The following is a 13,515-nucleotide window of genomic DNA, read 5'->3' on the forward strand; positions in this document are numbered from 1 at the left end:
CTGGTAGTCGCCCGCTGGCGCCACTGCTAGCATGAATCATCGATAACACGAGGACATTCATGCAACAGTTCAAAACGCTCCCGCACCGCTTGCCGTGCGCACTGTTGGCAGCCATCGACGCGGGTAGCGCAGCATGGCTGTGACCCTCGCCAGCGCGCCGGTTGCCGGCAATTCCAGGCGCGACGTTGTCCTCGGCATGGCATTCGTCGGCCTGCTGTTCTTCATCCTCGGGTTCGTCACCTGGCTCAATGGCTCGCTGGTTCCCTTTTTGAAGATCGTCTGCGGCCTGAACAATTTCCAGGCCCTGTGGGTGACCTTCGCGTTCTACATCGCCTACACGGCCATGGCCCTGCCATCGGCTGCGGTGCTGGTCCGCACCGGCTACAAGAAGGGCATGACGATCGGTCTGGGCATCATGTGCGTGGGCGCACTGCTGTTCATCCCGGCGGCGCAAAGCGCGCGCTACGAACTGTTCCTCGTGGCGCTGTTCACGCTCGCCAGTGGCATGACGCTGATGCAGACCGCGATCAATCCCTACATCGTCTGCCTTGGCCCGCGCGAGAGCGCCGCCATGCGCATCAGCATCATGGGCCTGTTCAACAAGGGCGCCGGGGTCGTGGTGCCGCTCGTGTTCTCCACGCTGATGCTGGCCGACATCGACAGCTTCTCGCACACGGCGCTCGAAGCGCTCGACCCGGTCGCCCGCAGCGCTGCGCGGGCCGGCCTGTCCGAGCGGCTGGTGCTGCCGTACATCTGCATGGCGGCGGTGCTGTTCGTGATCATGGTCTTCATCCATTTTTCGAACCTGCGCGATATCGAGCCCGAGGCCGACACCCAAGAATCTGGCGTCGAGCGCACCGGCGTGCTGCAGTTCCCGCAGCTGGTGCTGGGCGCGATGGCGCTGTTTGCCTACGTCGGCGTGGAAGTCATCGCCGGCGACACCATCGGCCTGTATGGGCATGAACTGAACGTGGCCAACTTCGGCGTGCTGACGTCCTACACGATGATGTGCATGGTGCTGGGCTACCTGATCGGCGTGGTCGCGATTCCGCGCTACCTGTCGCAGCAGCGCGCCTTGCTGCTCTCGGCCGTAGCCGGCCTGCTGCTGACGATCGGCGTGGCCACCGGCTCGCCCACTGACAGCGGCGTCTCGCAAGCCCTGATCGGCTGGGCCGGCGTGCCAACGGTGCCCGACACGGTCATGTACCTGGCGCTGCTGGGCCTGGCCAACGCCATGGTATGGCCGGCCATCTGGCCGCTGGCCCTGCAGGGCCTGGGCCGCTACACGGCAAGCGGCTCGGCGCTGCTGGTCATGGCGATCTCCGGCGGCGCGGTGCTGCCGCTGCTGTATGGCCACTTCGCCGACCTGAACACCTCGCGCGGCGCTTACTGGATGCTGTTGCCGTGCTACGGCCTGATTCTCTGGTACGCGGCCTACGGCCACAAGATCCGTCGCTGGCGCAATCCGGGCGCATCCGCCCGACCCTGATTTCCACCCCACCAGGACTTGTCCGCACGGCGCTGCTGCGCGGTCCATCGTTTTTCATTTCATACCAGGAGCACCGGATGTCTCTACTGAAACCACATAAAACGCTGATCAGCGCGGCTGTCGCCAGCGCCTGCATCGCCATGCCGGCCCTGGCGCAGGACACGGCTGGAGCGACGACGCCCCGGCAAAACACCGGTGAAGCGATTGCCGAGGTGCGGGTGACGGCTACCCGCCATTCGACCTCACTCTTGCGCACCCCGGTGTCGGTGACCGCCGTCGGCCAGGAAGAACTGACCCGCAAGGGCATCACCGACGTGCGCGGCCTGAGTGGCGAAGTGCCCAACCTGCAACTGGGCAGTGCGACCGATGGCAGCTCGGGCGTGAAGATTTCGGTGCGCGGCGTGAGCAGCAACGACTTCACCGAGATCGGCAATCCGGCGGTCAGCCTGAACGTAGACGGCATCTACACGCCGCGCCCGCAATCGGCGCTGGCGCTGCTGTTCGACCTGGAGCAGGTCGAAGTGCTGCGCGGCCCGCAGGGCACGCTGTTCGGCCGCAATGCGACGGGCGGCAGCATCAACATCATCCCGAACAAGCCGCAGTTCAATTCGACCGAAGGCAATGCGGGCCTGACGCTCGGGCGCTACAACCTGCGCCAGGTGACGGCCGTGCAGAACATCCCGGTCAGCGACACCTTCGCGATGCGCGCCACGATGATGGTCATCAAGCGCGACAGCTACCTGAACCAGGAGCAGGATTTCTACGCCGCGAACTTCCCGGAATTCGGCGTGACGCCGGCGCGCGATGCGGCCGGCAACATCATTCCCGATGTCGACCAGCGCTACAACCGCAAGGTCGGCGCCAGCGATGCCTATGGCAACAAGGACGAATGGGCGGCGCGCCTGCAGGGCCGCTGGAAGATCCGCAACGATCTCGAATGGCTCGGCGCCTACGAGCGCTACACCAACAAGGGCGCCGGCGACATCGCGCTCAAGGATTGCACGATGGCGGCCGGCACGGCCCACGCCTGCCCGGGCGGGCAGTGGGACGTCAAGATCAACCGGCCGGGTGAACTCGACTGGAACATCGACACCTTCCGCAACCGCCTGACCTGGAGCGTGAACGACCACACGACCGTCGAATACAACGTGTCGTACTCGGAGCAGAACCGCCGCCAGATCCGCGACGGTGACTCGGGCTACCAGCCACTGGCCGAAGACATCAACATCTACGGCGGCTTCGTCAACGATTCGGCCGGCTTTACCAATTCGTCCAAGTTCAAGACCACGGTCCAGGAACTGCAGCTGCGCGGCGAGCAGGGCAATCTGCGCTACGTCACGGGCCTGTTCTGGATGCACGAAAAGAACGCGATCGAGTTCGGCGAAGACTCGATCTCGGCGATGGTCAATGCGCCGGGCGCGCCGTACTACGCGCTGTACGACCAGACCGACCGCCAGTCCGAATCGATGGCCGCCTTCGGCCAGGTCGACTGGGCCTTCGCGCCGAAATGGAACCTGACGGTTGGCGGACGCATGACGCGCGACGAGCGCGAAGACAAGAACGGCAAGTTCTACGATTCGGGCACCACGGGCGATCCGTACTCGTATTTCCAGGGCCAGTACACGCCGATCCCGGGCCGCTTCTTCAACAGCAGCGACCTCAAACCCGGCATGGGTTCGTACTACGGCGTGGCCGGCATGGCCGGCATCACGCCTGACGTGAGCAGCAATCGCGATTCGTGGAACAAGTTCACCTGGCGCCTGGGCCTGAGCTATCAGGTCACGCCGGACGACTTCGTGTTCGGTTCGCTCTCGACCGGTTACAAGGCCGGCGGCTTCAGCGACAAGCAGAATATCTGCGCACGCGGCCTGGGCGGCAACTGCGCCGACCGCGAGCCAGGCCCGCACTACACCTTCCTGCCATGGAAGCCTGAAACGCTGACCAATTTCGAGGTCGGCTACAAGGGCCGCATGCTGGACAACCGCCTGTCGTTCTCGGCCACCGCCTTCCACAGCCGCTACAAGGACATGCAGATGACGGGCGCGGTCGAGATGGGCAAGATCATCCCGGCGATCCCGTGCACCGCGGCCAATCCATCGTGCGATTCGGCGGTGTTGTACGGCACCACGAATGCGGCCGAAGCGAAGATATCGGGCCTCGAACTGGAAGGCAAATACCGCCCGTGGGCGGGCGCCGAAGTGAATTTCCAGTACTCGCATCTGCGGGCCAAGGTGGTGTCGTACCCGGATTACACGCAGACCTGGCGTGACGTGCCGTGCGGGCCATTCCGCGCCACTTACGGCGTCGAGCCGTGCGTGCGCTACACGGGCCCGAACCAGGCGCTGGTCGGCCGCTTCCCGGCGAACGTGGTGGGTAATGATTTGCCGAACGCGCCGCGCAACTCGGCCCGGATCGAAGTCTCGCAGCGCTTCATGCTGACGGGCGACTACGAGCTCACGCCGCGTCTGTCGGCACGCTGGCAGGACAAGATGTACTTCAGTATCCAGAACCTGGACAACGCCCACGTCGGCAACCAGCAGGGCGCCTACGCGACCTACGACGCGTCGCTGCGCTTGACTGCACCAGGCGGCAACTGGCGCGCCGAGGTGTACGTGAACAACCTGAACGACGTGCTTGCCAAGAACAATGCGCGCATCGTCGACCCGGGGTATGTCATTGGCCAGTACAACGAGCCACGCATGTTCGGTGTGCGCGTGGGCGTGGACTGGTAACGCGGTGATCATCCGGTCGCCGCCCGGCGGCCGGACAGCAATTTGTCAGCAGTGTGTCCTTCAGGAGAATGCGATGCGTGGTGCGAACAATGGTCTGGGTGCGAAAGCGACCGCGGTAGCAACGGCGCTGGTGCTGGCCGGTTGTGGCGGTAACGCCGCCGATGGTGGCGTGCAGGCAGGTATGTCGCGGCAGTTGTCGGCGGCGCCCGTTGCCGTGGCTGCCGCGTCGCCGTGGCCGGTCTGGTCGGGCTGGGATTTTCCGTACAACGAACCGCCGCTCGCCAGTGCGCCGGCCGTGGCGTTCGGCATCTCGCAACTGACGCAGTCGGCCACGCAGACCGTATTCCGCGGCGCGCATGCGCTGCCGGCGGGCAGCGTGCAGAATTATCGGCTGGGCGTGTTCATCCACCACGACGTGTTCTATTACCAGGCCGACGCGAACGCCGTCATCAACGCCGACGGCACGTTCACGCTGACCCTGCCACGTTCGGTGGGCAGCGCCGACCGCGCCGTGCTGGTGCTGCACCCGGCATCGTACGATCCACTGTCGGGCCCCAACTGCAATGCTGCCGGCGGCTTTTGCAGCGGCCAGATCACGGGCGCGACCAAGCTGTCGCTGCCAATCGATCCGGCGGCGCTCACGGCCTACACCGCCGCTTATTTCCCGGCGCCGGCAACATCCGCCAACGCGCAGATCGCCGCGCTGCAGCGCATGATGAATACGCCGCAGGTCACGGGCGGGCCGTATGGCGCGGGGCGCCTGATCCGCAGCTTCCACGACATGGGCTCGGCCTTCCTGTACGACCAGGCGCTGGCCGTGATTGCTTTCAGCCTGGCCGGCGAGCAGGCCAGCGCCGAGCAGATCATCAACGCGCTGGCCAAGTCGCAGACAGCGTCCGGCGCGTGGGTGTTTGCTTATCTGACCGATGGCGCCGACGCCAATCCCGGCGTGGACATGCGCATCGCCGGCGCCAATGCCTGGTTCGGCATGGCGCTCAACGCCTACCAGAAAGCCTTTGGCAGCACGAAGTACCTGGCCATGTCGACGCGCCTGCACGACTACCTGCGCGCAGAAACCGTGGCCGTGACGATCAATGGCGTGGGCCGCCGCGGCTTGCGCTTTGCGCCGACCAACTACGTCGCGGGCCGCACCGGCATCTTCGCGCTGGAGCACCAGCTCGATGCCTACGCCAGCCTGCACCAGTACCACGCGCTCAATGGCGGCAGCCAGTACCTGACCGCCGCCACGCAGTTGCGGCAGACGGCGGAAAGCCTGTGGAATGGCACGCGCTTTTTGGGCGGCTACGACGCCAATACCGGCACGCTCAATACGAGCGAGCGCTATCTCGACACGTATTCGTGGTCGGTGCTGGCGCTGGGGAACGTCGGCAGCGCCGGACAGAACTTTGCCGCTGCACTGCCGGGGATGTGCGACTATTTCAATACCGCCGGGCGCCTGGACTACCCGTCGCGCAACGTGACTGGCATCGTCGGCTTCTACGACGTCATCTACGACAACGTGCCATCCAGCGCGCCGTTCGTCTGGAGCGAGGGCAGCCTGGGCGCGATCATGGCGATGCGCCAGGGCGCGCCCACCTTGCAGTGCGCAGGCAACGGGGCCAGCCAGACGCTCGAGTCGCTGAACTACATGGTCGACAAGCTGGGCAGCATGCCGTACGCAACGCGCAATACCAATGCGGACTTCACCAGTTCGGGCAGCGTGGCAGGCACCGCCTGGCTGTACTACGCGAACCGGAACAAGAATCCGTACGCACATTACTGAGAAGGGCAGGTCGATGCACTTTGCCGGATGGATGCTGTGCGCACTCTTGACCCTTGTGGCGCCGCTCGCGCACGCCGGCACGCTCGTGATCGAGAGCTGGCGCGTGGACGACAAGGCGCTGTGGGAAAAGGTGCTGATCCCGGCGTTCCAGCGCAGCCATCCCGGCATCGACGTCAAGTTCGCACCGACCGCGCCCACCGACTACGATGGCCGCCTCGCGGCGCGCCTGGCGGAGGGCAGCGCCGGTGACCTGGTCGCGTGCCGGCCGTTCGACGCGTCTTTGAGCCTGTACGCGCAGGGGCATCTGGAGCGCCTGGATGGCAAGCCCGGCATGCAGTATTTCGAGCCGGGCGCGATGGTCGCCTGGCAGACGGCCGGCGGTAAGGAAGCCTTCTGCATGCCGGTGGCGTCGGTGATCCACGGCTTCATGTACAACAAGGCGATCTTCCGCAAGTACGATCTGCAGGCGCCGCGCACGGTAGATGAATTCTTTCGCGTGCTCGATGTGCTCAAGAAGAACGGCGTCGCGCCACTGGCGCTCGGCATGGCCGATGGCTGGGAAGCGAGCCAGCTGGTATTTACCAATATCGGGCCCAATTTCTGGCGCGGCGAAGCTGGCCAGAAGGCGCTGGCCGACGGGCGCGCGCGCCTGACCGATCCGCCGTTCGTCGAGGCGCTGCGCTTCGGTGCGCGCATGGGTGCCTATCTGCCCGCGGGCGCCGCGACACAAACCTATGGCCAGAGCCAGGCGATGTTCGCCACCGGCCGCGCCGCGATCTATCCGGCCGGGTCCTGGGATATCGCGCGGTTTACGGGCGCGCCGGGCCTGGAGCTGGGCGTGTTTGCCGCGCCCGTCAAAAAACGCGGCGACGCCTGCTTCATCTCGGACCACATGGACCTGGGGCTGGGCGTGAACCGCGCATCGAAGAACAAGCAGGACGCTTTCAAGTTCCTGGCCTGGGTCGGCTCGCAGGAATTTGCCGACATCTACAGCAACCGGCTGACCGGCTTTTTCACGCTGTCGAATCACCTGATTGCGATGCGCGATCCGGTGGCCAAGCAGATGGTCGAATGGCGCAACAGGTGCGCGTCGACCGTGCGCCTGAATGCGCAGGTGCTGCATCGCGGACAACCCAGCATGGAAAGCGTGCTATGGCGCGTCAACGCTGACGTGCTGAAAGGGACGCTGGCGCCGGAACCCGCGGCGGCCCGACTGCAACGCGATTTCGACCGGTGGTACAAGCCCCCGCAACCCTGAACGACGAACCCACTTTTGGCTGGATTGGAGACACTCTTGGATACCACACACCTGGTTCGACGCTGCGCCTTGGCGTCGCTGCTGCTGGCCACGCCGCTGGCCGGCATGGCTGCTGCACCGGCTACCCCGCTGGCAGCATCCGCTGCGGCCGGCATGGAAGGCGTCGCCAGCGGCGCCCGGCTGCAGATGCGCTGGGAACTGCTGCGCAACGAGTACACGCCGCAGATGCCGGAAGGCCGCGCCAAGGCGCGCATGACCCTGACCAACAACGACAGCCAGCGCCTGCCGGCCAAGGGCTGGACGCTGTACTTCAACAGCATGGATGGCGTCGTGCCGGGGGCGGTGACGGGCAATCTGCGCATGGAGCAGGTTGCCGGCAATCTGTACCGCCTGCGCCCGCAGGCAAACTTTGCGGGCCTGGCGCCGGGGCAGTCGCTCGACATTGATTACTACCATCCGCAGGTGATCATCAAGATGGCGCGGGCGCCGATCGGGCCGTACCTGGTGTATGACGCGCAGCCCGAGGTCGGCGTAGCGATCAGCGATTTTGCGCTGCTGCCGGTGACGCGCCCCGAGCAGCTGGACAAGGGCGATACGGGCGCGCGGCCCGTGGTCACCGCTGCCGATACCTACCGCAGCAACCAGCGTGCCGACCTGCTGCCGGCGAGCGCCGTGCCCCTTGTGCTGCCGACGCCCCTGCAGCTGACGCAGGGCAGCGGCAAGCTGCGCCTGACGGGCAAGCCATTGGTGAGCGCATCGGCGGCGCTGGCAGGCGAAGCCGATCTGGCGGGCTCGCTGTTCCCGACATCGCTGCAGGGAGCCGGGCCTGCGCTGCGCCTGAGCGTGGGCAAGGTCGAAGGACAAACCTCGCCCGAAGCGTACAGCCTTGCGGTGCGCGCCGGCAGCGGCGCCGGTGCGGGCATCACGATCGTCGGCAACAGCCCGGCCGGCGTGGCGTATGGCTTGCAGACCCTGCGCGACCTGCTGCCGTTGCCCGGCGCCGCCGACCAGTCGGTGCCCGAGGTGACGATCGTCGATGCACCGCGCTTTGCTTATCGCGGCTTCATGCTCGACGTATCGCGCAACTTCCACACCAAGGAAACCGTGTTCAAGTGGCTCGACCTGATGGCGCGCTACAAGATGAACAAGTTCCACTTCCACCTGACCGAAGACGAAGGCTGGCGCCTCGAGATCGCCGGCTTGCCCGAGCTGACGTCGATCGGCGCCGTGCGTGGCCACAGCGCCAAGCCGGGCGTGCGCCTGCAGCCGGCCTATGGCTCCGGGCCCGATCCGCGCGATACGGGCGGCAGCGGCTACTACACGCGCGCCGACTACATCGAGATCCTGCGCTACGCAGCGGCGCGCCACATTGAGGTGATTCCCGAGCTCGAAATGCCGGGCCACGCGCGCGCCGCCGTGCAGGCAATGGAAGCGCGCTACCACCGCCTGAAGGCAGCCGGCGACAAGGACGCGGCCAAGTACCTGCTCAATGATTTCGCCGATCGCTCGGTCTACAAGTCGCCGCAGCTGTACAACGATCACGTGCTCAATCCGGGCCTGGAATCGAGCTTCACGTTCGTCCAGCACGTGGTCGACGAAGTGGTGAAGCTGCACCGCGAAGCGGGCGTGCCGCTGCATACGATCCACATGGGCGGCGACGAACTGCCGAACGGCGCCTGGGAACAATCCCCGGCCAGCCGCGCCATGATGGCCCGCGAACACCTCGAATCCACGGCCGACCTGTGGGATTATTTCTATGAACGGGTCGATGGCATGCTGCGCAAGCATGGCCTCTACACGTCGGGCTGGGAAGAGCTGGCGGCGCGCAAGACCACGCTGCATGGCAAGAACAAGCTGATCCCGAACCCACGCTTCACGCAGAAGGGGTTCCTCGCCTGGGTCTGGAACAATACCGAAGGCGCCGAAGACCTGGCCTATCGGCTGGCCAATGCCGGCTACGACATCGTGCTCGCGCCCGTGACCAAGATGTACATGGACATGGCCTACAACGCCAACCCGGAAGAGCCGGGCGTGAACTGGGGCGACTACATTGAACTTGACACCCCCTATGACTTCATCCCGTTCGACTATCTGAAGAACGCGACCGAGGCTGCGCGCGTGGGCAAGGACGGCCTGACCGATTTCGGCAAGCGCCGCGTGCGTGGCCTGGAAGCGACCTTGTTCACCGAGACCGTGCGCGACCCGGCCCGCATCGATTACCTGGTCATGCCGCGCCTGCTGGCGGTGGCCGAACGGGCCTGGGCGCCGGATCCGGCCTGGGCCACCGAGCCCGATGCCACGAAAGCGGCGGCGCTGCACCGTACGGCCTGGTCTGGCTTCGTCAATGCGCTGGGCCAGCGCGTGCTGCCGCGGCTCGACCTGGATCGCACCGGCGTTGCTTATCGCATTGCGCCACCGGGCCTGCTGCTCGACGGCGACAAGGTTCTGGTCAATCACGTGCTGCCGGGGATTGCGCTGCGCTATACCGTTGACGGAAGCACGCCGACCGCCAGCAGCCGGCCGGTGACCGGGCCGATCACCGAGCGTGGGCTGGTGCAGGTCGCAGCATTCGACCGCAATGGCAGGCCTGGACTGGTGGCGCGCATCGACCGGCGCTGACGGCGTGGCCGAAATGCCTGCTGGGTAGCGGAGCACGGGGCTATAATCAGCGTTTTCTGCGGGATACCGGGTGAGAGCGTCGATCGGAAAAGTGGCAGGACGTTGGTGCGACTGGCGACGCCTGCGGCTTGGCGCCATCCTGGCCGTCCTGGCCGCAGGCGCCTTCCACGGCGCCGTGCAGGCGGCGGCGCCGATGCTGGCGATCGTGCCACCGGCGCCCGCAACGTCGTCTGCAGCGCCATCGTCCGGCCTGCAGGTGCTGCACTGGTGGACCTCGGCCAGCGAACGCCGCGCGGCCGATCTGCTGGCGCAGCGCCTCGGCAAGGAGGGCGTGCAGTGGGAAGACGCCGCGATTCCCGGTGGCGCCGGCATCGGCGCCGGCAAGGTCCTCAAGGGCAGGGTGCTGGCCGGCGACGCGCCCGAAGTCACGCAGATCATCGGCGTGTCGGTCGCCGAATGGGCCGAGATGGGCCTGCTGCTCGAACTGGACAATGTGGCCGTTGCCGACAACTGGCGCGGCGTGCTGTTCCCCACGGTCCAGAACCTGATCAAGTACCGCAAGCACACGATGGCCGCGCCACTCGGCATCCACCGCGTCAATACGCTGTTTTATAACCGCGCGCTGTTCGCTCGGCTCAAGCTCACGCCGCCCACCTCCTGGACCGAATTTGACGCCGTCGCCGCGCGTCTGCTGGCCGCGGGCGTGCAACCGCTGGCGCAAAGCAGCGAAGCGTGGCAAGTGGCGGCGCTGTTCGAGAACCTGGTGCTGGCCGAGAGCGGGCCGGCCTTCTATCGCGCGCTGTTCGTGCGCCGCAGTCCCGCCGCTGCTTTTGATGCGCGCACCGCGCACGCGCTGCAGCGCCTGCGCACGATCAAGGGCTGGGCCGGCGGCCAGCTGGCCGAGCGGCCCTGGACCGAGGTCGTACGCCGCTTCGCCACCGGCCAGGCCGGCATGATGATCATGGGCGACTGGGCCAAGCCCGAGCTGGCCGAACACCGGATGGTGCTCGACCAGGACTACGGCTGCGTCGGCGCACCGGGCACCGGCGCGTATCACCTGTACAGTGTCGACACGCTGTCGATGTTTGCCGGCGACTACCGGCACCGGGAAGCCCAGGAAAAGATGGCGCGCCTGCTGCTGTCGCCGTCGATCCAGGCCGACTTCAATCTGCTCAAGGGCGCAGTGCCGGTGCGGCGCGATGCCGACCCGGCGCGCATGGACAGTTGCGCGCGGGCGTCGTGGACGACCTTCGCCGGCGGCGAGGCCGTGCAGGCGCCCAGCCTCGTGCACCGGATGGCGACCGATGAAGCCAGCCGCGACGCCATCATCGCCGAGGTGCATCGCTACCTGCTCGACGACGCCGTGCCGGTGGCGGTGGCCCAGCGCCGCCTCGCCGCCTTGTTCAGACTATTCAATCTAACCAGCCAGGGGACGCCGGGTGCGCAAGATACTGATCGTAGACGATGACAAAAAAACCTGCGTGCTGCTCAAGACGTATCTGGAGAAAAACCAGTACGACGTGATCCTGTCGCACAACGGCGAGAGCTTCCTGGCCGAATTCCATGCGCACCTCGAGACGCTGTCGATGGTGATCCTGGACGTGATGCTGCCCGATACCGACGGCTTCGCGCTGTGCAAGCAGGTGCGCCAGCGCTCGAACGTGCCGATCATCATGCTCACGGCCAGCTCGGACGAAACCGACCGCATCGTCGGCCTCGAGCTGGGCGCCGACGACTACATCGCCAAGCCCTACAGCCCGCGCGAGCTGCTGGCGCGCATCAAGGCGATCCTGCGCCGCGCCGCGCCCGAGACGCCATCAGTGCGCTACCACCGGTTTGTCGGCTTCACGCTCGACCTGATGGAGCGCACGGTGACTGACAGCGCCGGCAATCCGGTGGCGCTCACGGGGCTCGATTTCCAGCTGCTCAAATACTTCACCGAACACCCCGGCAAGATCCTCGATCGCGGCCTGCTGTGCGAAGAAACGCGCGGGCGCGACGCCGGCCCGCTCGACCGCTCGCTGGACGTGCAGATCAGCCGCCTGCGCCTGCGGTTGAACGACGACGGCAAGCAGCCGGCGCTGATCAAGACCGTGCGCGGGGCCGGCTATGTGTTCTCGGCCGACGTCAGCGTGTCCAGTGTCTAGCCGCAGCAGCAACCCGCTCGCGCGCATGCTGCACCAGCCGTTGCAGCGCTGGTTGCCGGCGTCGCTGCTTGGCCGCCTGACGCTCGTGATGGTGGCCGGGGTGCTGGTGACGCAGCTGGCGGCCAGCGCGATCTGGGCCAGCCAGCTGCGCGCGAAATCGCAGGTCGAGGCGCAGTCGTCGGCCCAGTACGTGGCGCACAGCGCAGCGGGCGCGATCCGCTTCTTTCGCAGCCTGCCGCCGGCCTATCGCCTGCTGATCATCCAGCAGTTGCGTGAAATGGGCGGTACGCGCTTTTTCGTCAACCTCAATCATGCCTACGTGCCGATCGAACAGATCGCGCCGCACCCGCTTGCGCAAAGCGTGATTGCCACGGTCGACGCCACGCTCAGGAGCGACCTGCCGCATTCGCCGGGCTTCCGGCTCGCGTTTGCCCGGCCTGACCGGCTGGTGGTGGCCGAACACGATGTGCGCCTGGACGACCTGCCCAATGCCTGGGTCCAGCACGTGCTGCTGCTCAAGCCCGACCCGGCCCCGATCCTCGTGATCCAGACCGAGATCGAGCCCGGTAACTGGCTGTACATGGCGGCCCTGATGCCGAACCCGTATTTCCTCGACAGCAGCGACCCGTTCGCGTGGGATCGCCTGATGCCGCAGATCCTGTCGCTGGCCGTGGTGCTGCTGCTTTGCCTGCTCGTCGTGCGCTCGATCACGCGGCCGCTGGCGGCATTGTCCGATGCCGCGTCGGCGCTGGGCCAGGGTCATGACGACGAAGCGCGTCCGCTGCCCGAAACCGGCAGCCGCGAATTCATCAACACCGCGCGCGCCTTCAGTGCAATGCGCGAGCGCATCGGGCGCTATATCGACGACCGCGAGCGCTTGTTCATCTCGATTTCGCATGATTTGCGCACGCCGATCACGCGCCTCAAGCTGCGCGCCGAACTGCTGGACGACGAAGCCCTGCGTGACGAATTCGAGGAGGATCTCGATGAACTCGACATGATGGTCAAGGGCGCGCTGCAATGCGTGAAGGACAGCGACATCCACGAAAATCCGACCGAGATCAAGCTCGATACGATGCTGGGCCGCATGGTGCGCAGCGCCGAACTGGCGGGGCACGCGGTGGCCTGGCAGCCGTCCGGCGTGACGGTGCGCGGCAAGCCGCTGGCACTCAAGCGCGCGCTTGGCAACCTGCTCGACAACGCGCTGTTCTACGGCGCGCGTGCCGAGATCAGCGTGCGCCAGGAGCCTGACTGGGTGCTGATCTGCCTGCGCGACCACGGGCCTGGCGTACCCGATGAAGCGTTTGCCAGTCTGTTCGATCCGTATGTGCGGCTGGCGCACGGGCGCGAGCAGAATGACGGCGGCATGGGGCTGGGCCTGGGCATCGCGCGCGGCGTGATCGAGGCGCATGGCGGCCGGCTGGTGCTGTCGAACCATCCCGAGGGTGGTTTGAATGCGGTGGTACGCTTGCCGGCCGTTTGACTCT

8 protein-coding genes are annotated in these 13,515 nt (G+C 66.2%); all 8 read left to right on the top strand.

The window, feature by feature from the left end:
* The first annotated feature begins 133 nt into the window (after positions 1 to 133).
* The 8 genes from NX775_RS18345 to NX775_RS18380 all read left to right on the top strand — a co-directional run bounded on the left by NX775_RS18345 (position 134) and on the right by NX775_RS18380 (position 13,511).
* Positions 134 to 1,489 carry a sugar MFS transporter gene (locus NX775_RS18345; protein WP_258837261.1) on the top strand — a complete coding sequence of 452 codons (1,356 nt, stop codon included), beginning with the start codon at positions 134 to 136 and terminating at the stop codon, positions 1,487 to 1,489.
* A 77-nt stretch (positions 1,490 to 1,566) separates the two neighbouring features.
* Positions 1,567 to 4,221 carry a TonB-dependent receptor gene (locus tag NX775_RS18350; RefSeq protein ID WP_258837262.1) on the top strand — a complete coding sequence of 885 codons (2,655 nt, stop codon included), beginning with the start codon at positions 1,567 to 1,569 and terminating at the stop codon, positions 4,219 to 4,221.
* 73 nt (positions 4,222 to 4,294) lie between these two features.
* Complete coding sequence (locus NX775_RS18355; RefSeq protein ID WP_258837263.1) at positions 4,295 to 6,004, top strand: hypothetical protein; 1,710 nt, start codon at positions 4,295 to 4,297, stop codon at positions 6,002 to 6,004.
* A 13-nt stretch (positions 6,005 to 6,017) separates the two neighbouring features.
* On the top strand, positions 6,018 to 7,262 hold the full coding sequence (locus NX775_RS18360) for an ABC transporter substrate-binding protein (RefSeq protein WP_258837264.1): 1,245 nt from the start codon (positions 6,018 to 6,020) through the stop codon (positions 7,260 to 7,262).
* 36 nt (positions 7,263 to 7,298) lie between these two features.
* On the top strand, positions 7,299 to 9,881 hold the full coding sequence (locus NX775_RS18365) for a family 20 glycosylhydrolase (RefSeq protein WP_258837265.1): 2,583 nt from the start codon (positions 7,299 to 7,301) through the stop codon (positions 9,879 to 9,881).
* Between the two features lie 91 nt (positions 9,882 to 9,972).
* Positions 9,973 to 11,349: an ABC transporter substrate-binding protein gene (locus NX775_RS18370; RefSeq protein WP_258837266.1), complete on the top strand. Its 1,377-nt coding sequence runs from the start codon at positions 9,973 to 9,975 to the stop codon at positions 11,347 to 11,349.
* Positions 11,321 to 12,028: a response regulator gene (locus tag NX775_RS18375; protein ID WP_183554044.1), complete on the top strand. Its 708-nt coding sequence runs from the start codon at positions 11,321 to 11,323 to the stop codon at positions 12,026 to 12,028. Before NX775_RS18370 ends, NX775_RS18375 begins: the two co-directional genes overlap by 29 nt.
* A gap of 25 nt (positions 12,029 to 12,053) precedes the next feature.
* Complete coding sequence (locus NX775_RS18380) at positions 12,054 to 13,511, top strand: ATP-binding protein (RefSeq protein ID WP_258837418.1); 1,458 nt, start codon at positions 12,054 to 12,056, stop codon at positions 13,509 to 13,511.
* The last annotated feature ends 4 nt before the right edge of the window (positions 13,512 to 13,515 follow it).

It is taken from the genome of Massilia aurea, assembly GCF_024753205.1.
Taxonomy (GTDB): Bacteria; Pseudomonadota; Gammaproteobacteria; order Burkholderiales; family Burkholderiaceae_D; genus Telluria; species Telluria aurea.

Excerpts from the sequence above, each read along its gene's own strand:
- NX775_RS18345 (WP_258837261.1), top strand. The coding sequence starts at position 134 with ATGGCTGTGACCCTCGCCAGCGCGCCGGTTGCCGGCAATTCCAGGCGC.
- NX775_RS18350 (WP_258837262.1), top strand. The coding sequence starts at position 1,567 with ATGTCTCTACTGAAACCACATAAAACGCTGATCAGCGCGGCTGTCGCC.
- NX775_RS18355 (WP_258837263.1), top strand. The coding sequence starts at position 4,295 with ATGCGTGGTGCGAACAATGGTCTGGGTGCGAAAGCGACCGCGGTAGCA.
- NX775_RS18360 (WP_258837264.1), top strand. The coding sequence starts at position 6,018 with ATGCACTTTGCCGGATGGATGCTGTGCGCACTCTTGACCCTTGTGGCG.
- NX775_RS18380 (WP_258837418.1), top strand. The coding sequence starts at position 12,054 with ATGCTGCACCAGCCGTTGCAGCGCTGGTTGCCGGCGTCGCTGCTTGGC.